This window comes from Micromonospora sp. NPDC049081, assembly GCF_040648835.1.
Classification (GTDB): domain Bacteria; phylum Actinomycetota; class Actinomycetes; order Mycobacteriales; family Micromonosporaceae; genus Micromonospora; species Micromonospora antibiotica.
In genome coordinates, this window is the sequence record NZ_JBEZEK010000003.1 from 214,379 (window position 1) to 239,971 (window position 25,593).

Sequence of the window (25,593 nt, forward strand, 5' to 3'; positions counted from 1 at the left end):
GACCACAACTGTGCCGGATCGGCGTCGGCCACGGGGTACCGGGTGTGCAACTGTTGGGACACGGCGCGCGCGGTGGTTGCCGCCCGCCGGACGGTGCAAGACTGGTACCCATGCCTGAGCTGCGGTCGAGGACCTCCACCCACGGTCGGACGATGGCCGGCGCCCGGGCCCTCTGGCGGGCCACCGGGATGACCGACGACGACTTCGGTAAGCCGATCGTCGCCATCGCGAACAGTTTCACCCAGTTCGTCCCCGGCCACGTACACCTCAAGGACATGGGTGGCCTGGTCGCGGACGCGGTGGCCGAGGCCGGCGGGGTGGGGCGCGAGTTCAACACCATCGCCGTGGACGACGGCATCGCCATGGGCCACGGCGGGATGCTCTACTCGCTGCCCAGCCGGGAGCTGATCGCCGACGCGGTCGAATACATGGTCAACGCGCACTGCGCCGATGCCCTGGTCTGCATCTCCAACTGCGACAAGATCACCCCGGGGATGCTGCTGGCCGCGCTGCGGCTCAACATCCCGACGGTCTTCGTCTCCGGCGGCCCGATGGAGGCCGGCAAGACGGTCGCGATCGAGGGCGTGGTGCACTCCAAGATCGACCTGATCGACGCGATGATCGCCTCCTCCAACGAGGCCGTCACCGACGACCAGCTCGGCGAGATCGAGCGCTCCGCCTGCCCGACCTGCGGCTCCTGCTCCGGCATGTTCACCGCCAACTCGATGAACTGCCTCACCGAGGCGATCGGCCTGGCCCTGCCCGGCAACGGCTCGACGCTGGCCACCCACGCCGCGCGCCGGTCGCTCTTCGTCGAGGCCGGCCGCACCGTCGTCGACATCGCCAAGCGGTGGTACGACCACGACGACGCCTCCGTGCTGCCCCGCAACGTCGCCAACCGCAAGGCGTTCGACAACGCGGTCGCCCTCGACGTGGCGATGGGCGGGTCGACCAACACGATCCTGCACCTGCTCGCCGCCGCCCGTGAGGCCGAACTCGACTTCACCGTCGCCGACATCGACGCCGTCTCCCGGCGGGTGCCCTGCCTGGCCAAGGTCGCCCCGAACTCGCCGAACTACCACATGGAGGACGTGCACCGGGCGGGCGGCATCCCGGCCATCCTCGGTGAGCTGGACCGCGCCGGGCTGCTGCACCGCGACGTGCACGCCGTGCACTCCCCCTCGCTGGCCCAGTGGCTCACCGACTGGGACGTCCGGAGCGGCTCCCCCACCCCGGAGGCGGTCGAGCTGTTCCACGCCGCGCCCGGCGGGGTGCGCACCGTCGAACCGTTCTCCACCACCAACCGCTGGTCCACCCTGGACACCGACGCCGCGCAGGGGTGCGTGCGGGACCGCGAGCACGCCTACAGCGCCGACGGTGGGCTGGCCATCCTGCACGGCAACCTCGCGCCCGACGGTTGCGTGGTCAAGACCGCCGGCGTGCCCGACGAGTGCCTGACCTTCCGGGGTCCGGCCAAGGTCTACGAGTCGCAGGACGACGCGGTCTCGGCGATCCTCGCCAAGGAGATCGTCGCCGGGGACGTCGTGGTGATCCGCTACGAGGGCCCGAAGGGCGGCCCCGGCATGCAGGAGATGCTCTACCCCACCTCGTTCCTCAAGGGGCGCGGGCTGGGCCGGTCGTGCGCGCTGCTCACCGACGGCCGGTTCTCCGGCGGCACCTCCGGGCTGTCCATCGGGCACGCCTCCCCCGAGGCGGCCTCCGGTGGGCTGATCGCCCTCGTCGAGCCCGGCGACGAGATCGTCATCGACATCCCGGCCCGGTCCATCGAGCTGAACGTGCCCGACGACGTGCTGGAGGCCCGCCGGGTGGCGCAGGAGAAGCGGGACCGGCCCTACACCCCGCTCGACCGGCAACGCCCGGTGTCCGCCGCCCTGCGCGCGTACGCCTCGATGGCCACCTCGGCCAGCGACGGCGCGTACCGCCGCGTCCCGGAGTAGTCCGGCCCGGCCGGCCCACGTCGCCTCGGGGGCGAGGTGGCGGTATCCCCCACGCGAGGACACCGCCACCTCGCCCCGACGCGTCGATCAACCCTCGACCGCGCACGCCGTCAGGTCGAACACCGGCTCCTCGATCGCCTTGAGCAGGGGTCGGGACGCCGCGTGTTCGGGATTGACGTGCCGGCCGAGCACTACGACACCTACCGACGAGGCACCGGAGATCTTCAGCGCATGTGCGAGCGACTGCGCCCGGGAACCAGTCGACCAGGTGTCGTCGAGGACCAGGGGCAGCCGGCAGAAGGTGTGGCGCATCGAGAGCGGGCTCGGCTCGGCACGCAGCATCGACGTCCGGGCCATGTGCGAGCTGTACCGGGCCAAGAACGAGCTGACCCGGGCGCTGATCGCACTGGCCGGCGAGACGAAGGCGAAAGGCTGGTGGCACGCGTACGGCGACGCCATTCCCGACTGGTTCGAGTTGTACGTCGGCCTCGAATCCGCCGCATCCCACATCCGGCGATACGACGAGGCGTTGATTCTGGGGCTGTTCCAGACGCGCGGCTACGCGCTCGCCGTCTATCAACACCGCGAGGAGGTGACCGAGGACGAGCGCGAGCGCTTGGTCCAGGTGCGGCTTCAGCGGCAGTTCCTGCTCACCCGCCGACTGCCGGTGGCACCCCGGCTGGAAGCCGTGATCTCCGAGGCCACACTGCTGCGGATCGTAGGCGACCGCCCGACCATGGCCGCCCAACTGCGCCACCTGCTCGACGTCGGCGAGCGGGACCGGGTCGGCATCCGGGTCCTGCCGCTCTCGGTCGGCCTGCACCGGGGCGTCGAGGCCGACACCTTCGTCATGCTGGAGTTTTCGCTCGGCAACCGGGCGACGCCCGACCCGCCGGTGGTGTACAGCGAATCCTGGACCGGGGCGCTCTACCTCGACCGACCAGACGAGTTCGCCGCCTATGAGAAGGTGTGGTCGAGCCTGGATCAACTCGCCCTCGATGAAGGACAACCAAGAAATCTGATCAACAAGATCGCCACGGAGGTCCACCATGGCTGATCTGAGCGGTGCGCACTGGCGCAAGAGCACCCGCAGCGGCGGCAACGGCGGTGAGTGCGTCGAGGTCGCCGATAACCTGCCCGGCATCGTCGCCGTCCGCGACAGCAAGGACCCTACCGGCCCTGCCCTCACCTTCATCCCCGCCGCCTGGGCCACCTTCACCGGCCAGGTCGGGCGCACCCGTTGACGGCAGTCGGGTGGGGCGGGCGTCTGACCCGCCGCACCCGGCAAGCCGCTGTCAGTAGTACTCGCGGATGTAGCCGAGAGCCCGCTCGTACACATCGGGGTCACGGATCTTGAACTTGATGTAGAGGGTCTTGCGGAGGGCCTGCTGGACCAGGCGGTCGCCGTCGCGGGTGTCCTGCCAGCCGGTGAACCGCACCGCCCGCACGACCTCGTCGACCTCGGCGACGATGCGCTCGGCGATGATCGGGGTTCCGCTGCCCTTGAGGGACTGGAACAGCTCCGTCAGGGCCGCCTTGCCCTGGTCCTCGCGGGGGACCTCGGCGGCTTCCTTCTCTGCGGCCACGGTGTCCTTGGCCAGGAGGAACAGTTCCTTGAGAAACTCCAGGCTGGCCTGCTGGGAGTGCGCGTACTTCTCCCGCAGGGCCGTGAGTCGCTTGCCGAGTTCGATGAAGACAGGATTACCGAGGTGCCTGGCGATGCGGGCGGTAATCCACTTTTCGACCTCGACGGGGTCGACGTCCGTCGGCCGGCCCGACATCAGGTCCTCGATCACCTGGGCGTCCAGGACGATCGTGTCGAGGTCGGTGCGGGGCACCTCAACGGTGACGTGCGCGTTGATGAGTTCCAGGGTTTTCGCGCCGAGGGTGTGCCACACCAGCCGGCCGGCGACGTCCGCCGGCCGCACCGACTCGTAGACGTCGGTGAGCCACCGGTAGTCGGTTTGGTGGGTCGAGAGGATCGGGTCGGGGCTGAGGGTCTCCCAGAGTTGGGCGACGACGCTGAATGCCTGGCCGAAGGCGTCGCGGGCTGCGTCGCTGCTGATCGCGGTCTGCGCGGCGGTCAACCCCTCGTAGCCGCCGACGGTCCGGTCGACGCCGGGAAAGAAGGCCAGCGCGGCCTGGATGGCCGGGCCGAGCTGGTTCCGCAGCACGTCGATGTTGCTGACGACCTGCTGAACGCTCTTCTCGTCGAAGGCGAACGCCTTGGCGACGTCGTCGAAGATGCCCAGGTAGTCGACGATCAGACCGTGCGTCTTGCTCGGCGGGTAGACCCGGTTGGTGCGGGTGATCGCCTGGAGCAGGTTGTGCTCCTTGAGCGGCTTGTCGACGTACTGCGCGTAGAGGATCGGCGCGTCGAAGCCGGTGAGCAGCTTGGCCGTCACGATGATGATCTTCAGCGGGTCGGCCGGGTCGTTGAACCGGGCGGTGATCCGCTCCAACTCGACCCGGTCGGGGGTGTATTCCTTCCATGCCTTCGGGTCCCGCGCGCTGTGGCTCATGACCACGGTGGAGGCGTCAGGGCCGAGGAGCTTGTCGAGTTCCGCCTTGTAGGCGACACAGGTCGGCTTGTCGTAGACCACCACCTGTGCCTTGAAGCCCTGCGGCTCGACCTTGGCCCGGAAGTGCCCGGCGATGTCGGCGGCGATCCTGCGGACCCGCCCGTCGGCCTTGATCAGCGACTCCAACGAGGCGGCCCGCCGCGACAGCGTGCTCTTGTCGGCCTCGGTCAGCCCATGCTGTTCGGCCAGTTCCGCGAACGCGGCGTCGATCGCCGCCGCGTCGAGGTGGATCTCCGACAGGCGCGGCTCGAAGTGCAGCGGCAGTGTCGCCCCGTCCCGGATCGAGTCCTGGAACGAGTACCGCGACAGGTAACCACCGTCGTCCAAAGTGGACCCAAACCACATAAAAGTATTGCGGTCGCGCTTGTTGATGGGAGTGCCGGTCAGACCGAACAGGAACGCGTTCGGCAGCGCCTCGCGCATCTTGCGTCCGTAGTCACCCTCCTGGGAACGGTGGGCCTCGTCGACCATGACGATGATGTTGTCGCGGTCGTCCAGCACCCCGGGTGCCTCGCCGAACTTGTGCACGGTGGTGATGATGACCTTGCGCGCCCCCGCACCGAGGAGGGCTTGCAACTCTCGACGGCTGTCGGTGGAGACGAGGTTCGGCACGTCGGAGGCGTTGAACGTGCCGGTGATCTGCGTGTCCAGGTCGATTCGGTCAACCACGATGATCACAGTCGGGTTCGTCAGCCCGGCCGTGGCCCGCAGCTTCTGCGCGGTGAACACCATGAGCAGCGACTTGCCCGAACCCTGGAAGTGCCAGATCAGGCCCTGCTTGATCTCGCCGGTCAGCACCCGCTCGACGATCAGGTTCGTCGCCTGGAACTGCTGGAAGCGGGCGATGATCTTGATCTTGCGGTGCTTCTTGTCCGTGGCGAACACCGTGAAGAACCGCAGGAAGTCCAACACCGCCGCCGGGCTGAGCACGCCCTTGACGGCCTCGCGCACCGCCGCCAGGCCGCTTGGTGCCGGGACGTCATCGTCGGATTCCTCCCGCCACGGACCCCACAGGTCGACGGTCATGCCGACCGAGCCGTAGCGGAAGTCCTTGCCCTCGGTAGCGAAGTTGAACACGTTCGGCACGAAGAAGGCGGGGACGTTGACCTCGTAGTCCTCGTTGATCTGCGCCGCCGCGTCGATCCAGGTGTACGCCGGCCGGACCGGCGACTTCGCCTCACCCACGACCAGCGGGAAGCCGTTGCACCACAGCACCAGGTCGAAGCGGCGCTCCACCCGCCCGACCTTGTACGTCACCTCCGTGGAGATCATCCACTGGTTGGCGCTCGGTTCCGGGCTGTCGAAGTCGACGAGCCGGACCGTGATGTGCTCCCCGGCCGGGCCGAACGGCATCGACTTCTGCCCGGTCAGCCACGCGGCGAACTCCTCGTTCGCCACCACCGGGTTCGGCGTTCGCCGGGCGGACAGGATGATCGCGCGCAGATGATGGATGACCTCGTCCGCCCGCCGGGGGTCGGCCTCGATCGCCGGGTTCAACCGCCGCAGCGCCTCCGTGACCGGCCCCTCCAGCAACACCTCGTCCGCCCGACGCGGCAACTCCCTGCCGGCCACGAACTGAGTGTCGGTAGACGCGACAAGATCCCGCACAAAGTCTCGGACCGCGTTTGCCTCGGTGAAGATCATTTCTCATCTCCGAAGATCGCCCGACTGAGAGTCGCATAAAGCGCACCAGCGGCAGAGACATGCTTCACCGCCGCATCCCGCTGATCACTGAGGGTCTCAATCCGATCGACAATTTTGCGCTGTTCCGCCAGGCTGGGCAGCGGCAGGTTGACCAACTTGAGCTTGCTCGCGCTGATATTCGCCTGCTGAACACCCTTTGAAATATGCATCCGAATGCGCTTCTGGCCGAGCCTCGAATTAATGAAATAGTTGAGAAATCTCGAATCCAAGACACTTGGATCGGGTCGAAGCCTCACCAAATACGATGCGAAAACGAAATCGCCATCCAACTCAAAAAGACCCGACCGCCCAACGTGCTCAAAACTGTTCGTCCGATTGAATAGCACGTCACCCTTGGCAACCCGATAGGCGGCGAGTTCGGCACCGCCAAGCTCGCAGTACTTGAGGTCACGACCCACCACATAACCCGCATCAAGATTCGTCATGCGGAGCATGGGATAGGTGCCGTTTTCGGCAGCCCGCACGGATAGCCCGTACTGACACGTTTCCAGGACTTCAGAGATGCGACGCTCAGGGAAGACCGGATCAGCGAGAAGTGCATCAGTTACTTCTTCTACGACTCGACCAACTGTCGAGACCACACGATTCGCCGCACGGCGGTCACGCTCAACACTCCAGAGTAGTTCGGCGAGGCGCCTTTGCTCGCGAAGCGGCGGAAGGTCGAAATCGTAACGCGCAATGTCAGACCAGTTGAGGTATGGATTCACCGACCCCTTCGACTCACGAACAGCGAAAGCGTGAAATGCATCCGATTTCATCACGAAGGGTAGAAAGCTCTGCAAAAGCTGGCCGGAGCCCCTTGCCTCAACGACAAATGTGGTATTGGCAGTAATCCCGCTAAAATCAGCGACCGCCACTTTGCGCAAATAGGCCCTACGGGAGCCATAGAGCACCTGGCCCGGATGGAACCGCCGATGAAAGGCAGGCCCGAGGTATCCGTCGCCCACTTGACCCCAGCGGTGAATCTTCAGGTCGTCCGTATCCATGTGCTCGCCAGCAACGTACCGATCAACGACGCCCGAGCCAGGATCCACCTTCTCTTTGGAAGACGCCGCAATGTCCCCCAAGGCGACCCGCCTCCAACTACTCTTGTCAAGGCTGAGCGTCACCGAGACAGCTCCTTTCGCACGAAGGCGAGCAAACCGTCAATCGCGATGTCAGCATCGGTAGCTGCAGCCAGCCACAGGGTTGCCGCTGCGGAAACGCTCATCTGGTCAGCCTCATCAGCGGCAGTGTCATGTGCTACATGGAGCGGAATCGCTAGACTGTACTGCTGATTGGCGATCTCATCGAGGGTGGCGACTGCGGCGAATCCGTCTTCAGCGGCGAACGCCTCGTAAGCCGTCAGGATCCTCTTCTGATGATGCTCACGCAGGAATGACTGTGCCTGCTCGCGGGCGACCTCGTTGACCGCGTTGATGAAGAGAACTTTGCCGCGTTGCTCGGCGGACTTACTGGCGCGCAGCGTGACCACCACGGCCTCCATGGGCGAGTTGTAGAACAGCCCGGCTCCGAGTCCGATGACGGCTTCCAGCAGGTCGGACCGCACCAACTTCTCGCGCAGAGCCGCCTCTTCCCGGCGGAACAGCACGCCGTGCGGGAAGAGGATCGCGGCGCGGCCGGTCCTCTGGTCGAGGCTGGCGGCGATGTGCTGGAAGAAGGCGTAGTCGGCGCGGCCCTGCGGCGGAACGCCCCACATGTTTCGGCCGTACGGGTCGTTGGTGAACGCGGTGCGGTTCCACGCCTTGATGGAGTACGGCGGGTTGGCCAGCACCACGTCGAAGGTCCTCAGCTGACCACCGCGATCGAGGAAGGCGGGCTTGGTGAGCGTGTCGCCGTGCGCGACGTGGCCGTCGGCGATGCCGTGCAGGAACAGGTTCATTCGGGCGATGGCCGACGTGCCGTAGTTGAGTTCCTGCCCGTACAGGCGCAGGTTGCGCCACTCCTTGCCCTGGCGGCGCAGCTCGGCGGCGGTGGAGATGAGCATGCCACCGGTGCCGCAGGTCGGGTCGTAGACCGACTCCCCCGGCTCGGGCCTGAGCATCATCGTCATCAGGTGGACGAGGGTGCGGTTGGTGTAGAACTCCTGCGCGGTGTGGCCGGAGTCGTCGGCGAACTTCTTGATGAGGTACTCGTACCCCTGACCGAGTTCGTCCTCGGGCAGGTTGGCCACCGTGAGCGTCTTGGTGGAGAAGTGCTCGACGAGCTGCTTGATGGTCGCGTCGGGGAGCAGATTCTTGTTGCCCCAGTCGCCGTCGCCGAAGACACCGGCAAGAGTGTCCGGGTTGGCCGACTCGATCGCCCGCATGGCGGTGAGGATCGCCGCGCCCACGTCGCTCGCGACCTTGCGGACGTCCTGCCAGTGGGCACCGTCGGGGATGGCGAAACGGTGGTTCTCCGGCAGGTCGGCCAACTCGTCGTCACCGTAGACCTTCAGCGCGGCTGCATGCTCCTCGTCGTAGACGTCGGAGAGCCGCTTGAGGAAGACCAGCGGGAAGATGTACTGCTTGTAGTCGCCGGCATCGATGAGGCCACGCAGCACGACGGCTGCGCCCCACAGGTACGACTCCAGTTCGCGCTGGGTGATGCGGGCGCTCACGCCGTCACCTCCGTCGGGGCGAGGCCCCACCGGGCGAGTTCGGCTTCCAACGCGGCGCGGGTCTCCCGGGCAGCGGCGTGGGCCGCTTCGAGGTCGGTCAGGGCCTGCTCCAGGGTCGGCTGGTCGCCCCCGTCGGCGGGGGCGACGTACAGCGGGATGTTGAGGTTGTAGCCGTGGGCCCGGATGTCGTCGAGCGTGGCGACCGCCGCCAGGCCGGGCGCCTCGGCGAACTCCCGGCAGGCGCGCAGCAGGATGTCGGCGTGCCCGGGTTCGAGGGTGTTCTGGTTTCGGCCGCGCTTGAACAGCGTCTCGCCGTTGACGAACAGCACCCTGCCTTTGCGCTCGTCGGCCTTGCGGCGGCGCAGGATGAGCACGCAGGCGGCGAGGCCGGTGCCATAGAAGAGATTCGGTGCGAGACCGATCACGGCCTCCACCAGGTCCGCCTTCAAGACGAACTCACGGATGCGCCCCTCGGCACCCTGGCGGAACAACGCGCCCTGCGGCAGCACGACGGCGACCCGACCGGTCCCGGGCGACGCCGAGTCGATCATGTGCTGGACCCAGGCCCAGTCGGCATAACCCTTGGGCGGTACTCCCCCCAGGCGGTTGCGGCCCCACGGGTCGGTGCCCCAGGCCACGTCGCCCCAGTTCTTCAGGGAGAACGGCGGGTTGGCGATGACACAGTCGAACTGGGCGAGGCGCGAGCCGTCGTAGAAGGCCGGCGACCGGAGCGTGTCCTCCTGGGCGATCTTGAAGTCCTCGACGCCGTGCAGGAGCAGGTTCATCTTGGCGAGGCCGGAGGTGGCGAGCACCTTCTCCTGGCCGAACAGCTTGCCCCAGAGGGTCTGCGGCCGGCCACCCTGGCGCTTCACGTGCTCGATGACCTCGATGAGCATGCCGCCCGTGCCGCACGCCGGGTCGTAGACCGTCTCACCCTCCTGCGGGTCGAGGATGTCGACGAGCAGCTTCACCACCGGGCGCGGGGTGTAGTACTCGCCGGCCTTCTTGTTGGACTGGTCCGCGAACCGCTTGATGAGATATTCGTACGCCTGCCCGAACACATCCGGTGCGACGACCGCGTTGCTCAACGTCTTGGTCGAGAAGTGCTCGATGAGATCGCGCAGCTTGGCATCGGGCAGCTTGTCCTTGTTCGTCCAGGCGGCACTGCCGAATATGCCGTACAGCACGTCCGGGTTGGCCTTCTCGATCGCCCGGAAGGCGGTCACCAGGGCCTGCCCCACATTCTGGGTGCGGACACGCACGTCTTCCCAGAGGCTGCCCTCCGGAATGCCGAAACGGTGGTTCTCGGCGAACGAGGCGTACTCGTGGTCACCGTCCGACTCCGCGAGCGCCCGCTCATACTCCTCGGTGTAGGCGTCGCTGATCCGCTTGAAGAACACCAGCGGGAAGATGTACGCCTTGAAGTCCGCCTGGTCGATGCTGCCGCGCAGCAGATCAGCAGCCCTGGCCAGATATTGCTCCAGCTCAGACAGGCTCAACGGGACGGCCAGTGTGTCCCGGGCGGACACGGGGGGTCGCGCGAATCGGTCGGTCATGACAGGTACCCGTTCACGGTCATACTCGGTGGTGTCTCCTCACGGGCCGCGTGCTGGCGCTCGCGCCGGTCCCACCGTAGTCGCAACTATGCGCAGCGAGAGATTCCGCCCGAGCGAGTTCTGCGTGCTGTCAGGCGGCTCCCGCGTTCCCAGCATCGGCCAGCGCAGAGCAGCGCCCTTCTGGCCGCCCCGACTCGTCGAGCCAACATCCAGCTTCGCTGACCGGCCGCAGTCGACTACCTGATAGAAGTGCCGTCAAGGACCGAAGCGGCGATGTCGACATCGCCGTTCGACAGCCGCTGACAGCCGGGCGGATCGGCTGCCGTCCGACCCGGCAGCTTCTTCGGTGCGATCGCGCCGACAGTCGCGCCGGTTTCTCCCCGGTTCGCCGAGTAACTTCTCGTACCACCGCCTTCACGAGGAGTCATCGCATGTCCGAGGAGACCTGGCTCGCCGCCCGCCTCATCCCCACCTCAGGCATCAACGGCGCAGAGGAACAGGAACGCCGGGCGACCTCCGCCCTGCTGGCGGTGATGAGCGCGGTACGGGAGTTCGGGCGCGTCCTGACCCAGTCCCTCGGTGCGCCGGCCGGCACGGTGCAGACCTTCATCGAGGTCCCCTTCAAGCTCGGCACCCAGCAACTCTTCCCGGACGGCCTGATCCGCGTCACCCGGGGACAGCGCCAGTGGACCGCCCTGGTGGAGGTCAAGACCGGCAGCAACGTGCTGAAGACCGACCAGCTGGAGGCGTACCTCGACATCGCGCGGGAGCAGGGTTTCGACGCCCTGATCACGATCTCCAACGAGATCGCCCCCGTACCGGGCCAGCACCCGACCGTCGTCGACCGCCGCAAGCTGCGCAAGGTCGCCCTGTACCACCTGCCCTGGTCGGAGATCCTGACCCAGGCGGTGATCCAGAAGGAGTATCGCGGCGTCGCCGACCCGGACCAGGCGTGGGTCCTCGGCGAGCTGATCAGGTATCTGGAGCACCCCCGCTCCGGCGCGCTGGAGTTCAGCGACATGGGACCGGCGTGGGTGTCGGTACGCGACGGGGTGTCCGCCGGGACGCTACGGGCCAACGACGGCGGCGCGGCGGAGGTGGCCGGCCGCTTCGACGCGCTGATCCGCTATGCCTGCCTGCGTCTCGGTCGACAGTTGGGCACCGAGGTGACCCCGGCGTTGAGTCGCCGGGACCTGGCCGACCCGGCCGCCCGCACCCAGTCGTTGGTGAACCAACTCGTCACCACCGGCACCCTGACCGGCAGCATCAGGATTCCTGGTGCGGTCGGAGCGCTCCAGGTCATGGCCGACCTGCGGGCTGGGCAGATCGTCTGCCATGTCGACGTGGACGCCCCCCGCTCCGGTCGGCCGACGACGAGGGTGAACTGGTTGGTCCGCCAGCTGAAGGACGCGCCGGACACCGTACGGATCGAGGCGTTCGCCATGCACGCCCGGGGCGGCGGGGCCACGGACCTCCTACGTCGGGTCCGCGAGGAGCCCACCACGCTGGTCACCGATCCGTCCCGTGAACTGCGGGCCTTCCGGGTCGCCCAGAGCACCACGGCGGGCACCAAGCGCGGCAGTGGCCGGGGTGCGTTCATCGACTCGGTGCTGCACTCGATCGACGACTTCTACGAGCAGATCATCCAGAACCTCAAACCGTGGATGCCCGCGCCGCCCCGGCTGCGTACCCCCGATGACGTCACCCCTGTGCAGCCGGTGGCCGCCAGTCTCGTTTCCACCGCCATCTCCTCCCAGGACAACCCGGAGTTCGACACCCCGCCCGCAGGGTCCGAGCATCGCGCGGGCGTCGGCCAGCCGGGGGAATGACCGGGACGGCTGCCGGGGCGGGTTCAGGGGATCGGGCGGACCTGGGTGGCACCCCGGTAGCAGCCGGTCCGGGCCGGCGGTGACGTCCAGCCCGCGCCGGTGATCCGCACTTCGGCCCAGACGCAGGTCCGGGTGCTGGTGAGCAGGTTGCCGTAGGCGGAGATGCCGGCGTAGTCGATGGTGAAGTCGTGGCTGCGGGCCGGGGTGTCCCCGTCGGTGACGGCGAGCACCACCCGGGCCGGCCGGGGCACGGTCGGGGTGCCCGCCGGGGCCGGCATGAACCGGGGCCAGCTCGCCCCGCAGACCGGTGAGTATCTCAGCTCCACCAGGCCGATTACCCGCTCGTCGATCAGCACCGCCGCGCTGTCGACGGTGGTGACGGCGGGGTCGGCGGCACACCCGGCGTCCTTGGGGTCCGCCCCGTCGTGCACCCGCAGGGCGGGAGCGGACCCGGTGGGTGTCGGGTCGGGCACCCCGGCGGGTGGGCCGGACGTGGCCGAGGTGACCGGCGGTTGGTCGACGGAGCGCCAGCCGATCGAGGCCAGGCCGACGGCGAGCACCATGAGCAGGCCCGCCCCGGCGGCGGGGAGCAGCAGCCGACGATCGGACCGACCGGCCGGCACCGCAAGCGCCGGTCGGCCGTCGGGCGAGGACTCGGCAGCAGGCGAGGACTCAGTAGCGGGCGAGGACTCGACGGCGGGCCGAGGCTCGACGGTAGGCGGGGAACCAGCGACGGGCAGGGGCTCGACGGTGGACAGGGAATCGGCAGCGGGCGGGGACTGGGCGGTGCCGGGTTCGCGGTCGTCGGCCGCCGGGTCGGGGGTACTCGCGGCGACCCGGTGCCAGCGCCGGGCCCAGGCCGCCTCGTCGCCGCCGAGCACCCGGACGTACGCCAGGGTGGTGTCCAGGGTGGGTAGCTTCCGGCCGCCGGCCGCCTCGGACAGCGAGCTGGACGACCGGTGGGCCCGGCGGGCCATCGCCTGGTACGTCGGCCGACCGGCCCGGTCGCGCAGGCTGCGCAGCTCGGCGGCGAACGCCTGCACCGGGTCGGCGTCGGGATCGAGCGGGCGCTCCGTCCGGGCCACCGTGACTCCTCGGGGTTGATTGACCAGCGCCGGCTATTGATTGTCCAACGCCACACAGCGTAGAGACGACCGTCGACGGAAGGTAGAGATGGGAGTCGACCCAACCCGGTCCGAAAGTCGACCATCCACATCGGAGGAACGATGACCACCGCACCCCGAACGTCGAGGGCTGTCCACCGGACGGTGGCCACCCTGGCCGCCGGCGCCCTGGTCGCCGCGAGCCTGCTCGTGGCGAGCCCGGCGAGCGCCGGCTGCCCCACCACCGGCTGCGACGGCACCGACCCGATCAACACCCAGTGCTCGGCCGACGCCCGCAACGCGACCAGCCAGCCGGCGTACATCGTGAAGGGCGCGACCACCCTGGCCGTGGTGGAGCTGCGGTACAGCGCCGCCTGCGGCACCAACTGGGGCAGGATCAGCAACCGGGTGACCCCGAACCGGGTCCAGGTCACCGTCTACCGGGACAGCCCGCGCAAGTCGACGCCGTGGTACGGCGGCACCGGTGCCCAGTACTACGGCGACCAGCTTGACGGCCAGAACTCGACGATCTGCGCGGTCGGCGAGGTCGTCTACAACGGCACCACGTACACCAGCACGCCGCTCTGCGCCTGACCGCTACGGCTCCGGCCTGACCGGGGCGGCTGCGGGCCGGCCGGGGCGACGACGGGGCGGCGAGGTGCGCGCCGCCCACCGGGCGGCGGTGGGTGACGGTGGTCGCCCACCGCCGCGTGCGCCGGCCGGCCACCGTCAGGTGGTGACGGTGCCGCGCAGCAGGTCCCGGGCGTGGGCGATGGCCGCCGGGGTGTCGGCGAAGACCAGGCCGGCGCGGCGCAGCTCGTCGGCCACCCCGAGGGTCGCCAACACCTGGTCGTGGTCGGGGGTGATGCCGGAGAGCAGCACGGTGATCCCCCGGCCCCGCAGTCGCCGGACGGCGTCGCCGAGCACGTGTGCGCCGGTGGCGTCCAGCGCCGACACCCGCGACATCCGCAGGATGACCACCCGGACGTCGGCGACCTCGGACAACTCCAGCAGGAAGGTGTGTGCGGCGGCGAAGAACAGCGGCCCGTCCAGCCGGTAGGCCACGATGTGCTCGGCCAGCAGGGCGTGCTCCTCGGCGCTGTGCTCCCCCCGGTCGAGCGGGACCTGTTCCAGCCGGGCGCTGCGGGCCACCGCGCGCAGCGCGATCACCACCGCCACGGCCACCCCGACGGCGACGGCGGTGACCAGGTCCCAGGCGACCGTGACGACGAAGGTGAGCACCAGCACCAGGGCGTCGCCCCGGGTGGCGCGGGCCAACGCCCACAGCGACCCGGCCTCGACCATCCGTACCGTGGTGGCGAGCAGCACCCCGGCCAGCGCGGCGAGCGGAATCCGGCCGACCAGCGGGGCGGCGGCGAGGACGATCGCGGCGAGCGCCACCGCGTGGGTGAACGCGGCCAGTTTCGACGACGCCCCGGCGCGGACGTTGACCGCCGTGCGGGCGATCGCGGCGGTGGCCGGGATGCCGCCGAACAGCGGCGAGGCGAGGTTGGCCAGGCCCTGACCGAACAGTTCCCGGTCCGGGTCGTGCCGTTGCCCGACGGTCATCCCGTCGGCGACGGTGGCCGACAGCAGGCTCTCCAGCGCGGCGAGCGCGGCCACCGCCAGCGCCGACGGCAGCAGCACGCCGACCGCGCCGGGGTCGAGGAAGCCCAGCGACGGCGCGGGCAACCCCTGCGGCAGCGCCCCGATCCGGACCAGGTCGAGCGGGAGGGTCTCGGCGAGCACCGTGGCGGCGGCCACCCCGAGCAGCGAGAAGGGTACGCCGGGCCGGAAGCGTGCGCCGAGCAGCATCAGCGCCGCCACCCCGAGCGCGACGGCCAGCGCCACCGGCCGGGGGTGCACGACGAACCGGGCGACCGCGTCGGCGGCGACGGCCCACACCCGGTCGCCGTGCGCGTCGGTCACCCCGAGCGCGGCGGGGAGTTGTTGCAGGGCGATGACCACGGCGATGCCGGCGGTGAAGCCCTCGATGACGGGGGTGGGCAGGTAGCGGACGTAGCGGCCGAGGCGGGCCAGGGCGAGGGCGATCAGCAGCAGCCCGGCCAGTGCGCCGACCATCAGCACCCCGGTCGGGCCGAACTGCTGCACCACCGGCACCAGCACCACGGTCATCGCCCCGGTGGGGCCGGAGACCTGGAGGTGGGAGCCGCCGAACACGGCCGCCACCGCCCCGGCGACGACGGCGGTGACCAGCCCGGCCTGCGCACCCAGCCCGGAGGTGACGCCGAAGGCGAGGGCGAGCGGCAGGGCCACCACGGCCACGGTCAGCCCGGCGACCAGGTCCCGGCGGGGTGCCCGGCGTACCGCCTGCCAGTCGGCGCGGTCGGGCAGCAGGCCGAGGATCCGGTCGGCGACGGCGGCGGCGCTCACCGGCCGGGCCGGGTCGGTGGGCCGTTCGTGGCGGGGGTACGGGGCCCGTCGCCGGCCACGACGGGACCGGACGGTCCGGCGGCGGGTGTGGCTGCGGTGCTGCCGGCGACCGGGTCGGCGGTGGCGGTGGCGGTGGCGGTGCCGGCGCGGAGTTCGTCGAGGAGGGCGTCGCGGTCGGTGAGGACGGTGCCGAGGATGCGTCGGCCGGCGGCCAGCAGGTCGGCCACGTCGGGGGTGCTCAGCGAGTACATGACCAGCGGGCCGTCCCGGTAGGAGGTGACCATGCCGGCCCGGCGCAGCACGGCGAGCTGCTGGGACAGGTTGGACGGCTCGACCTCGATGACGGCGAGCAGGTCGCGGACCGGCTTCGGCCCGTCCTGGAGGAGTTCGAGCACCCGGATGCGTACGGGGTGACCGAGGGTGCGGAACAGCTCCGCCTTGGCCTGGTACAGCGGCACCGACACCGGCGACCTTCTTCCCGTTCGACGACGTGAAGACTTTAGCACTTGCACAATTCTTCAATTCACCTGTCGCGTGGTTCGTGACTCCCGCTTCGGGGCGGATCGCGCGGTGTGCCCCCGGCGGACCTGTCGGGGGCACACCGCAAGGGTCAGTCGACGCCCGGCCGACCAAGCACGGCCGCAGTGGTCAGCGCGGCCGCCCCGGATCGCTGGTCGACGCCGACAGCGCACCGTCGGCCGGCTCGAAGATCAACCGGGAGCGCAACTGCCGGAAACCGGTACGTTCCAGCTCGGCGACCACCGCCACCCGGTGGGCGTCCACGTCGGCCACCACCTCCCGGGCGCCGTCGGCCGCCAACGCCACGACCGAGTCGGCCAGCAGGTCGCCGCGCGCCGACGGATCGAGCACGCCGACGTAGCCGAGCATCGGGAAACAGGCATCCCCGGTCGGCCCGGCCAACCCCACCGGCTCCCCGGCGGCCAGGGCGACCCGCCAGCTCGTGGCCGGGCCGGCCAGCCAGGCCCGTGGATCCCTGGCCAGGTCCACCCCGGCCACCGCCTGGGCGATCTCCCGGCCGGTCAGCACGTCCGGGTCGGCTATCCGGGCGACCAGGGCGTCGATCTCGCCGGTGTCGGTGGCCGGACGGAAGGCGTGACGGCCGGAGGGTGCCGGAAGTGGGGTGCCCGCCCACGAGCACCGGAGTCGCTCACCCCGCTCGACCAGCCCGGCGAGCCGGGCCGCCGCCAGCGGTGCCCGGACCACGGCCAACACCTCCGGCCGACGCCGCCAGTGCGCCGGCAGGCCGGCGTAGTACCGGTGCGGACCACCGAGCGCCTCGTGGGCCGCGCGCAGCAGTGCCGCACCCACCTCCGGCCCGGCGGCCAGGTCGAAGCGGTCCAACCAGGGCGTGCCGGCAACTCCGGGTGGCAGGAGCCACGCGGCCCGGCCCACCACCCGGCCGTCCCGCAGGGCGATCCAGGTGCGCTCGGGTCGGTAGCCACCCCCGGCGACACCGTCGGCGTAACCGACCTTGCGCAGTTGGGGCAGCGGGTCGGGCATGGACTCGAACAGATCTTCCTCGCCCGCGACGAGCGGGCGGATGACCAGGTCGGTCATGGGGAATCCTCCGGAAAGCGAACGCCCCGGTCAGATCCGCGTGGACGCCGGGACGCGGAGGGGGCGCAGAACATCGGACATTGTTCTGACCTCCTTCCGGCTCGACGGCGTGCCGCAAAACGTACTCGACGCGCCAGCACGGCCGCAACACCGCCGACGGGTCAGGCCGGGACGAAGCGGACCGCGTCGGCGACCACGTAACCGTCGGTGCCCTCGGTGCGGATCAGCACGCTGCCGGCCGTACCCGCCGGGAACTGGTACGTCCCCAGCGACACCCACTGCCCGCCCGAGCCGCGCTGGTCGACCACCCGGGTGGTCACCCCACCGCCGTGCACCACGTCGACCGGGACGTTGCCGGCCCGGTTCGGGTCGGCCGTCCAGCGCAACTGGACCGCCCAACTCCCGGCCGTCGGCAGGGCGGGGGTGAACCGCAGCCGGTTGACGCCCTTGCCGGTGTTGCCGTCGTGCTCGTAGTCCGACCCCCAGTAGCCGCCGATGGCGGTGCTGCCCACCCAGACTCCGGCCCGGGTGACCCCGGCCGCCCGGTTGTCCACCACGATCTCACCGTCGGCGGTGGGCGGCCAGCTCAGGATCTGCCCGTCCCGGCGCAACCGGGCCTGGAGGGCGGCGACGTCGACCTGCTGCACCGGCACCCCGGCATCCACCGCCAGCAGCGCCGCCGTCGCCGCGGACTGGGCGAGGATCATGAAGACCGGTTCCATCCGGATCGAGCCGTAGGCGATGTGGCTGGCCGACAGGCAGACCGGGACGAGGAGGTTGGCGCACTGCCCGGTGGTCGGCACGATAGACCGGTAGCTGATCGGGTACGGGCCGGGCACCCCGACCTGCACGTCGCCCTCGTTCTTCACCAACCCGTCGACCACCACCCGCTGGCAGTTGTGCGAGTCCATGGTGTAGCTGGCCAACCCGACCGAATCGGCGGCCCGTACGCTGCCCCGGCAGTCCCGTTCGGTCATCACGTACGCCGACACCATCCGGCGGGCCTCGCGGACGTAGAGCTGCGGGGGCCACCCGCCGGTGGCGGTGAACTCGTCGGCGGCCAGGCCCCAGCGGGCCACCCCCGCCCGGACCGACGCCGGCAGCCGGGGGTCGTTGGCCAGGAACCACATCAGCCCCTGCTGGTACGTCAGGTGGTCGGCGACCATGCTGTCCCGCTGCGCCCGGGTCGCCGTCGGGTAGGCGTAGTTCGCGCCGATGAAGTCGGTGGAGAACGCCCCGGTGTTGTTCGAGTCGGTCTTGCCGCCACCGACGCTCTGCGTGGTGAAGAACGGCCCGGTGTACCCGGCCTGCACGTACCGCAGCAGCAGTTCGTAGTCGGCCGGGTCGTAGCCGGCCGGCTGCGGGAACGGGACCCGACCGGCGGCCTGGGTCAGGCACATCCGGAAGTTGTACGCCTGGATCCGGTCGTCACCGGTGCCGTTGCTCCCGACCGGGGCGGCGGAGATGCCGGGGAGCAGCCCGCTGGCCGGGCTGCCCGGCACCACGTACGGGTCGACCGGCAGGGTGAACTGGTGTGCCCCGCGCAGCTGCACCCCGTTGATCGTCTCGCCGTACGCGGTGTTGGCCTCCCGTCCGACCGTGTACGCCACCCCGGCGGCGGCCATCAGGTCACCCTCGTAGGTCGCGTCGACGAACATCGGACCGGTGAAGAGCTGCCCATTGTCGGTGACCAGGCCGGTGATCCGGTCCCCACTGCGCTGCACGGCGGTCAGCCGCGCGTTCAGGTAGACCGGCACCCCGTGCTCGGTGAGCAGCTCGTCGAAGACCCCGGCGGCCACGTGCGGCTCGAAGACCAGCCGCATCGGCGAGTCGGGGGTGACCGGGACACCCTGGTACCTGGCGTACACCCGGCGGTAGAACTCCCCGGCTAGACCGCCGATGGCGGCGCTGGTGCCGCTGTCGGTGTAGCCGAGCCCACCGGTGGTGAGCCCGCCGACGTGGCTGCCCGGTTCGACGATCACTGCGGTGCGCCCCAACCGGTGTGCCTGCACGGCGGCGACGATGCCGGCCGAGGTGGCCCCGTAGACCACCAGGTCGACGGTGACGGTGCCGGCAGTCAGGGCCGGCAGGCCGAAGCCGGTGCCGGCGGCCGGGGCGGGAAGCCCGGGACCGGTGCCGGCGGCGACGACGAGGGTGACCCCGCCGAGGCGGATCAGCTGACGGCGGGTGAACGCAGGCGACATCACGGCTGCCCTTCGCAGACGAGGGGAGGAGCGCGCCGCCGCACCCGGAACGCATCGACCCTCGCTGATCGAGTCGGGGGTGTCAAGAGGCGGACCGGAGCCCTCCTCCCCCGCGCCGAAACGGGAGCCGGACTCCGGCCGCCGCTGGCCTGCTGGCTCCGGCCGCCGCCGGGTTGCTGACCCGGCGTGGGTCGGGGTGGCCGGGCCGGGCCTGTGGAACGGGCACCCGGGTAGTCCGGTCAGCTCTCCGGAGCCGGAGCCAAAGCCGCGTCGTCCACCAGGTCGTTGACGCAGCGCAGCACCGGCCGGGCGGTCAACGCCGCCGGGTCCAGCGGCGCACCGCAGGTCACCGTGAACGTCACCGACTCCCCCGGCAGCAGGGTGACCAGCGCCGCGTCGACCTCGGCGGCCGGGTCGAGCCGGTCCGGGAAGAGCGTCAGGTCACGCAGCACGGTCCGCGCGGTGACCCGGACCCGCTGCCCGCCGACGACCGGCTCCACCGTCGCGTCGAAACGGGCCGCCGGCCACCGCGCGTCCCGGTCCTCGGCGAAGAACCACAACGCCCGCACGGCGCTGGCACCGGCCTCGGCGACCAGTAGTTCCCGGCGTTCCTCCTCCGCCACCGCCAGGTCCGCCGGCAACGGCACCGCCACCGCCGCGTACGCCGGCACGTCGAGCGGGTACGACGTCTTCGCCCTCGGCTCGCCGGTCAACGTCGACCGGGTCACCGTCACCGGGGCCCGCCACGGGTCACCGGTCTCGTTCACCGCGACCAGGGCCAGCCCACCGTCGCGGGGCTGGACGGTGAGCAACCGGTCGGCGTACGCCCGGCGCAACGCGTACCACAGGGGTTTGCGGCGACCGTCACCGTCGACGGCCGACCACGAGGTGACCGGCCAGCAGTCGTTGAGCTGCCAGACGATGGTGCCGGAGCAGACGTCCCGGTGCGACCGGAAGTGCTCCACCCCCAACTGGATGGCCCGCGCCTGGTTGAGCTGGGTCAGGTAGTGCCAGTCGTCGAAATCGGCCGGGACGGGCAGGTGCGCGTCGAGACCCCGTTGCAGCTTGGCGTCCCCGTCGGCCGCCTTCTGGTGGTGGGCCATCCCCGGCGAGTCGTGCGCCAGCGGCTCGTCGGACAACGCCCGGCGCAGCGTCGCGTACGCCGGGGGCGCCTGGTAGCCGAACTCGGCGACGAACCGGGGGACGTACTCGCGGTACTTCGTGTAGTCGTCGGTGTTCCACACGTCCCAGATGTGGGTGGTGCCGTGCGCCGGGTCGTTGGGGTGGATGTCCTCGACACCCGACCACGGGCTGCCCGGCCAGTACGGGCGGGTCGGGTCCAGCTCGCCCACCACCCGGGGCAGCAGGTCCAGATAGAAGCCCCGCCCCCAGGTGCGCCCGGCCAGCGGCTCCTGCCAATCCCAGTCGTGCCAGCCCCAGATGTTCTCGTTGTTGCCGGTCCACAGCACCAGCGACGGATGCCCGGCCAGCCGGGTCACCTGCTCCCGCGCCTCCGCCTCGACCTCCGTGCCGAACGGCTCCTCCTCCGGGTAGGCCGCGCAGGCGAACAGGAAGTCCTGCTGCACCAGCAGGCCCCGCTCGTCGGCGAGGGAGTAGAAGTCGTCCGACTCGTAACGCCCGCCGCCCCAGACCCGCAGCAGGTTGACGTTGGCTTCGGCGGCCTGGGTGAACCGGTGCGCCAGCCGGTCCCGGGTGACCCGGGTGGGGAACGCGTCGTCGGGAATCCAGTTGACCCCCCGCACCAGCACCGGCACGTCGTTGACGTGCAGGGTGAACGGGGTGCCGTGGGCGTCGGGGGTGGTGTCGAGGCGTACCGAACGGAACCCGATCCGCTGCGACCAGGTGTCCAGCGGGCGACCGTCGGGCGACGCCAGGGTCACCGCCAGCGGATGCAGGGGCTGTGCGCCGTACCCCCGGGGCCACCACAGCTCGGGGTCGGCGACGGTGAGCGTCAGCACGGCCGTGCGCCGCCCGGCCGCGACGGTCGCCTCGCCGGTCACCCCGGCGACCTCGGCGCGGACGGTCAGCGGCGTGTCCGTCACCCGCTCCACCGCGACGTGCAGCTCGACCCGGCCCCGGCCGTCGACGACCGTCACCAGTGGACGGACGGTGCCGAGCCGGGCGGTGGACCAGGCGTGCAGCCCGATCTCCTGCCAGATCCCGGCGGTCACCACCGTCGGCCCCCAGTCCCACCCGAAGTTGCAGGCCATCTTGCGGATGAACGCGAACGGCTCCGGGTAGGCGTTGGGCCGGTCGCCGAGCCGTTCCTGCTGCTCCCCGGCATAGCGGTACGCCGAGTCGAACCGGACCGCGAGGGTGTTCTCCCCCAGCCGCAACGCCGAGGCCACGTCGAACCGGTACGACCGGTGCATGTTCGCGGTGCGGCCGACCTCGACGCCGTTGAGGGTGATCGTGGCGACCGTGTCCAACCCGGCGCAGACCAGGTCGACCCGGTCGTCGTCGCCGGGCCGGTGCACGAAGGTGGTCGCGTACTCCCAGTCGGTGCGGCCGATCCAGGCCGACGCCGTCTCGTTGTCGTCGAGGTAGGGGTCGTCGATCAGGCCGGCGGCGAGCAGGTCGGTGTGCACACACCCCGGCACGGTGGCGGGTATCGACCGCCCGGCGACGGCGTCGGGCACCTGCGGCCCGGACACCGCGCGCAACTGCCAACCCTCGTGCAACGCCAGACGGTTCACGATTTCACCGCGCCTTCCATGATTCCCCGGACGATCTGCCGGCCGCCGACGAAGAGCATCACCAGCAGCGGCACCGTGGCGATGAACGCCCCCGCGAGCACCCGACGGTAGATGACGTAGTTGCCGCTCGCCAGATCGGAGACGGCCACCATCGAGGTCGGGTAGTCGGTGCCGCTGAGCGTGATCAGTGGCCACTGGAAGTCGTTCCAGGTCGCCACGAAGGTGAGCAGGCCCAGCACGGCCAGGGCCGGGCGGATCGCCGGCAACACGATGCTGCGGTAGATCCGCATGGTGGTCGCCCCGTCGACCCGGGCCGACTCGACCAGCTCGTCCGGCACGCCGTTGACGATGAACTGCCGCATGTAGAACACCCCGAACGCGGTGACCAGACCGGGCGCGATCACCGCCAGCAGGGTGCCGTTCCAGCCGAGCCGGCCCATCACGATGTAGAGCGCGACGATGCCGAGCTGGTTGGGGACGGTGAGGGTGAGCACCACCAGGAGCATCAGCGTGTCGCTGCCCCGGAACCGCAGTTTGGCGAAGGCGAACCCGGCCAGCGAGCAGAAGAACAGCACCGAGGCGGTCACCACGGTCGACACGATGACGCTGTTGACCAGGGAGGCGGCGAAGTAGACGTCCTGGAGCGAGAAGACCTCCTCCAGGTTGGCCAGGAACCGGTTGCCGGGGACGACCGCCGGGGGCAGCTTGGCCAGCGCCTCGTCGTCGCTGGTGGCGATGACGAACATCCAGTACAGCGGGAACGCGGCGAACAGAAAGGTCAACGACAGCAGCAGGTACGTGCCGAGACCGGCCGGGGTGTCCTGCGGCGCGCGCCCCGACAGGGCGGGCCGGCGCCGCCTGCGTGCCGGACCGGTGGGCCGTGGCGGTGCGACGGCGGTCATCGGTGTCCCCTTCCGCTCGCGACTGCGGGACTCCGCTGCGCTACGTTCCTCGCGCTCACCGGCGACCGCCGGACAGGCGGTTGGTGAGCAGGGTGTTGAGGCCGGTCACCAGCAGGATGATCAGGAACAGCGCCCAGGACATCGCGGCGGCGTAGCCGAGGTTGAGGTCCTTCCAGCCGACCTTGTAGATGAGCTGGGCGATGGTCTGCCACTCGCCGTTAGGTCCGCCGGTGGCGGCCTGCGCGTTCAGGTCGAACAGCATCGGCTCGGTGAACAGTTGCAGCCCGCCGATGGTGGACAGCACCACCGTGAAGACGATGACCGGTTGGATCATCGGTACGGTGATCCGCCACAGCTGCCGCCACGGGCCGGCCCCGTCGATCGCCGATGCCTCGTAGACGTCACGCGGGATGGACTGCATGGCGGCCAGGTAGAGCAGGGCGTTGTAGCCGATCCACTTCCAGTTGACCATGGTGGCGATGGCGATCCAGGCGTGCGGCTTGTCGGCCCGCCAGTCGATCGCCGCGTCCCCCGTCCCGCCGATGCCCACCTCGGCGAGCAGCCAGTTCGCCATCCCGAAACTGCGGGAGAAGAACGCGCTGAACACCATCGTCGAGGCGACGATCGGGGTGACGTACGGCAGCAGCACCCCGACCCGCCACCAGGTCTGCGCCCGCAGTTTGCGGTTGAGCAGCGACGCGACCACCAGCGCCAGCAGCAACTGGGGCACCGAGGAGAGCAGGAAGATGCCGAACGTGTTGTAGAGCGCGTTCCAGAAGTCCTCGTCGCCGAGCAGCCTGGTGAAGTTCGCGACGCCGGCCCAGTAGGGCAGGGTCGGGTCGTCGAGCCGGTAGTTGCGTAGCGCGACGACCCCGTTGAACAGCAACGGGAACAGCCCGAACACCCCGAAGAGCAGGAAGAACGGCGCGATCATCAGGTACGGCAGGTAGCGCATGTCGAAGCGGTACAGCCGGTCGCGCCAGCCTGACGGGCGACCCGTCCCGGCGGCGGATGCCGACCCGGGGTGGTGACTCGACGGCGGCGCGGCTCGGGTGGTGGGCACGGGACACCTCCGGGGACGGGACGGGGCTGGCGGACGGTCAGGACGTGCGGGCCTTCTCGGCCTCCTTGACCGCCTCGGCCCAGGCGGCGTCCGGCTTCAGGGTCTTGTTCTGCACGCGGTTGATGACGTTCTCCACGGCCACCCGGGTCGGGCCGTTCTTCCTGCCCAGGTACTGCGGGGTCAGCCCCTGCGCCATCTTGGGGAAGATCTGCCCGACCGGCGCGTCGTTGAAGAACGGGTTCTTGAAATCGGCGATCGCCGGGTCGGCGTAGAGCGCGGGTTGCGAGGGCAGGTTGCCGACCTTCTTGAAGATCTCGATCTGCTGTTCCGGCTGGACCAGCCACTCCAGCAGCTGGTATGCCTCGTCGACGTGCCTGCCCTGCTTGGGGATGGTGAGGAACGAGCCACCCCAGTTGCCGCCGCCACCGGGCACCGCGGCGATGTCCCACTTGCCCTGGGTGCCGGGCGCGGTGTCCTTGATGTGGCCGAGCATCCACGCCGGGCAGGCGAGGACGGCGAACGAGCCGGCGGTGAAGCCCTTGTCCCAGTCGGCCTGGAAGCTGGCCAGGTTGGCCGACAGTCCGGCCTGGACCGCCGTGATCGTGTAGTCGAAGGCGACCTTGGGACCCTGCTCCATCCGGAGCTGTTCCTGGTCGTCGTAGAAGCCGACGGGCTGCTGGCCGAGGATCGGGTTGAACAGGTTGGTGCCGGAGTCGAGGAACTTCTTCTTCGTCCGGCCGGTGTACTGCTGGCCGACCTCGATGAACCTGTCCCAGGTGGGCCAGAGGGCGGAGACCTGGTCCCGCCCGGTGGGCAGCCCGGCGGCGGCGAACAGGTCGGTGCGGTAACACATGGCCAGGCCGCCGACGTCGGTGCCGAGGCCGATCTGGGTCTTGCCGTCTGCCGACAACGACTGCTTCCACTTCCACGGCAGGTACTTGCTCTCGTAGGAGCCGGCGCCCTTGTCGAGCAGGTTGACGAACTTGTCGGACTGGCTACGGAACTGGACCATGAAGCCTTCGTCGATGGCGGCGATGTCGGCCGCGCCGGAACCGGCGACGAGCTTCTTCTGGAGATCCTCGTGCTGGGCGTTGTACTCGCCCGAATTGAGTTGGATCTTGACGTTGGGGTGGTCGGCCTCGTAGCGGGTCTTGAGGTCCTGGAGACCGAAGTCGCCCCAGAAATTGATCTTCAGGGTGACCTGGCCGCCTCCGCCGCCCGAGTCGGTGGTGCTCCGGCCGCTGCACGCGGCGACCATCGTCAGGCTGACGACGCCGACCGCCGCCGCGCGCGCCCAGTGGGTCCAGGACCGTTTCATCTCATCCTCCGCGCACACATCGGGGACGCCCATGACATCGACAGGCGTTGACTGAACCGGATAAGTGAGGCCACCGTACGGGCCAC

Annotated in this window: 18 protein-coding genes and 1 pseudogene; 5 read left to right on the forward strand and 14 right to left on the reverse strand. The window is 69.9% G+C overall.

All coding sequences use genetic code 11. From position 1 onward, the window contains the following. The first annotated feature begins 110 nt into the window (after window positions 1–110). Window positions 111–1,958: a dihydroxy-acid dehydratase gene (gene ilvD / locus AB0B63_RS08095; RefSeq protein ID WP_208567281.1), complete on the forward strand. Its 1,848-nt coding sequence runs from the start codon at window positions 111–113 to the stop codon at window positions 1,956–1,958. Window positions 1,959–2,045: 87 nt separating this feature from the next. Here ilvD and AB0B63_RS08100 read toward each other — a convergent pair whose 3' ends face one another. Continuing rightward, the gene (locus AB0B63_RS08100) at window positions 2,046–2,270 is read right to left on the reverse strand and encodes a hypothetical protein (protein WP_357015705.1); all 225 of its coding nucleotides are present in this window, start codon (window positions 2,268–2,270) and stop codon (window positions 2,046–2,048) included. Between AB0B63_RS08100 and AB0B63_RS08105 the strand changes: the two genes are divergently transcribed. Together AB0B63_RS08105 and AB0B63_RS08110 are read left to right on the forward strand one after the other, a co-directional pair. Next, a complete protein-coding gene (locus tag AB0B63_RS08105; RefSeq protein WP_357015708.1) occupies window positions 2,260–3,015 on the forward strand; it encodes a DUF5753 domain-containing protein in 756 nt (251 codons plus the stop codon). The genes AB0B63_RS08100 and AB0B63_RS08105 overlap by 11 nt on opposite strands. Then, window positions 3,008–3,202, forward strand: a complete 195-nt coding sequence (locus tag AB0B63_RS08110; protein WP_208567283.1) for a DUF397 domain-containing protein — start codon at window positions 3,008–3,010, stop codon at window positions 3,200–3,202. The genes AB0B63_RS08105 and AB0B63_RS08110 overlap by 8 nt, the downstream gene beginning before the upstream one ends. Before the next feature lie 51 nt (window positions 3,203–3,253). Here the strand turns inward: AB0B63_RS08110 and AB0B63_RS08115 are convergent, their stop codons facing one another. From AB0B63_RS08115 to AB0B63_RS08130, 4 genes are read right to left on the reverse strand one after another with little or no spacing between them, the layout of a single operon-like run. Beyond that, window positions 3,254–6,184 (reverse strand): type I restriction endonuclease subunit R, encoded by a 2,931-nt coding sequence (locus AB0B63_RS08115; RefSeq protein ID WP_357015711.1) that lies wholly within the window; start codon window positions 6,182–6,184, stop codon window positions 3,254–3,256. Beyond that, window positions 6,181–7,353 carry a restriction endonuclease subunit S gene (locus AB0B63_RS08120; RefSeq protein ID WP_357015714.1) on the reverse strand — a complete coding sequence of 391 codons (1,173 nt, stop codon included), beginning with the start codon at window positions 7,351–7,353 and terminating at the stop codon, window positions 6,181–6,183. The genes AB0B63_RS08115 and AB0B63_RS08120 overlap by 4 nt, the downstream gene beginning before the upstream one ends. Further along, window positions 7,350–8,843 carry a class I SAM-dependent DNA methyltransferase gene (locus AB0B63_RS08125; RefSeq protein ID WP_357015717.1) on the reverse strand — a complete coding sequence of 498 codons (1,494 nt, stop codon included), beginning with the start codon at window positions 8,841–8,843 and terminating at the stop codon, window positions 7,350–7,352. The genes AB0B63_RS08120 and AB0B63_RS08125 overlap by 4 nt, the downstream gene beginning before the upstream one ends. Beyond that, on the reverse strand, window positions 8,840–10,342 hold the full coding sequence (locus AB0B63_RS08130) for a class I SAM-dependent DNA methyltransferase (protein ID WP_357015720.1): 1,503 nt from the start codon (window positions 10,340–10,342) through the stop codon (window positions 8,840–8,842). Before AB0B63_RS08130 ends, AB0B63_RS08125 begins: the two co-directional genes overlap by 4 nt. A gap of 488 nt (window positions 10,343–10,830) precedes the next feature. Between AB0B63_RS08130 and AB0B63_RS08135 the strand changes: the two genes are divergently transcribed. Continuing rightward, window positions 10,831–12,228 (forward strand): stress response protein, encoded by a 1,398-nt coding sequence (locus tag AB0B63_RS08135; RefSeq protein WP_208567288.1) that lies wholly within the window; start codon window positions 10,831–10,833, stop codon window positions 12,226–12,228. Window positions 12,229–12,251: 23 nt separating this feature from the next. On the opposite strand, the gene AB0B63_RS08140 is transcribed toward AB0B63_RS08135, so the two are convergent. Further along, the gene (locus AB0B63_RS08140) at window positions 12,252–13,313 is read right to left on the reverse strand and encodes a helix-turn-helix domain-containing protein (RefSeq protein WP_357015723.1); all 1,062 of its coding nucleotides are present in this window, start codon (window positions 13,311–13,313) and stop codon (window positions 12,252–12,254) included. Between the two features lie 141 nt (window positions 13,314–13,454). On the opposite strand from AB0B63_RS08140, the gene AB0B63_RS08145 reads away from it, so the two are divergent. Then, window positions 13,455–13,925, forward strand: a complete 471-nt coding sequence (locus AB0B63_RS08145) for a DUF2690 domain-containing protein (protein WP_357015726.1) — start codon at window positions 13,455–13,457, stop codon at window positions 13,923–13,925. A gap of 135 nt (window positions 13,926–14,060) precedes the next feature. Here AB0B63_RS08145 and AB0B63_RS08150 read toward each other — a convergent pair whose 3' ends face one another. The 8 genes and pseudogenes from AB0B63_RS08150 to AB0B63_RS08185 all read right to left on the reverse strand — a co-directional run bounded on the left by AB0B63_RS08150 (window position 14,061) and on the right by AB0B63_RS08185 (window position 25,507). Continuing rightward, window positions 14,061–15,725 carry a SulP family inorganic anion transporter gene (locus AB0B63_RS08150; RefSeq protein ID WP_357015729.1) on the reverse strand — a complete coding sequence of 555 codons (1,665 nt, stop codon included), beginning with the start codon at window positions 15,723–15,725 and terminating at the stop codon, window positions 14,061–14,063. A gap of 137 nt (window positions 15,726–15,862) precedes the next feature. Then, window positions 15,863–16,189: pseudogene (locus AB0B63_RS08155) on the reverse strand (metalloregulator ArsR/SmtB family transcription factor); the annotation flags it as partial. Window positions 16,190–16,373: 184 nt separating this feature from the next. Then, complete coding sequence (locus tag AB0B63_RS08160; RefSeq protein ID WP_357015732.1) at window positions 16,374–17,303, reverse strand: acetyltransferase; 930 nt, start codon at window positions 17,301–17,303, stop codon at window positions 16,374–16,376. Window positions 17,304–17,464: 161 nt separating this feature from the next. Continuing rightward, window positions 17,465–19,507, reverse strand: coding sequence for an FAD-dependent oxidoreductase (locus tag AB0B63_RS08165; RefSeq protein WP_357015735.1), 2,043 nt, complete (start codon window positions 19,505–19,507; stop codon window positions 17,465–17,467). 239 nt (window positions 19,508–19,746) lie between these two features. After that, on the reverse strand, window positions 19,747–22,224 hold the full coding sequence (locus AB0B63_RS08170; RefSeq protein WP_357015738.1) for a glycoside hydrolase family 2 protein: 2,478 nt from the start codon (window positions 22,222–22,224) through the stop codon (window positions 19,747–19,749). Further along, entirely contained in the window at window positions 22,221–23,126 is a 906-nt protein-coding gene (locus tag AB0B63_RS08175; protein ID WP_244252305.1) for a carbohydrate ABC transporter permease, read from the reverse strand. The genes AB0B63_RS08170 and AB0B63_RS08175 overlap by 4 nt, the downstream gene beginning before the upstream one ends. A 55-nt stretch (window positions 23,127–23,181) precedes the next feature. Then, on the reverse strand, window positions 23,182–24,081 hold the full coding sequence (locus tag AB0B63_RS08180; protein WP_357015977.1) for a sugar ABC transporter permease: 900 nt from the start codon (window positions 24,079–24,081) through the stop codon (window positions 23,182–23,184). A 145-nt stretch (window positions 24,082–24,226) separates the two neighbouring features. After that, a complete protein-coding gene (locus tag AB0B63_RS08185) occupies window positions 24,227–25,507 on the reverse strand; it encodes an extracellular solute-binding protein (RefSeq protein ID WP_357015742.1) in 1,281 nt (426 codons plus the stop codon). Between the last annotated feature and the right edge of the window lie 86 nt (window positions 25,508–25,593).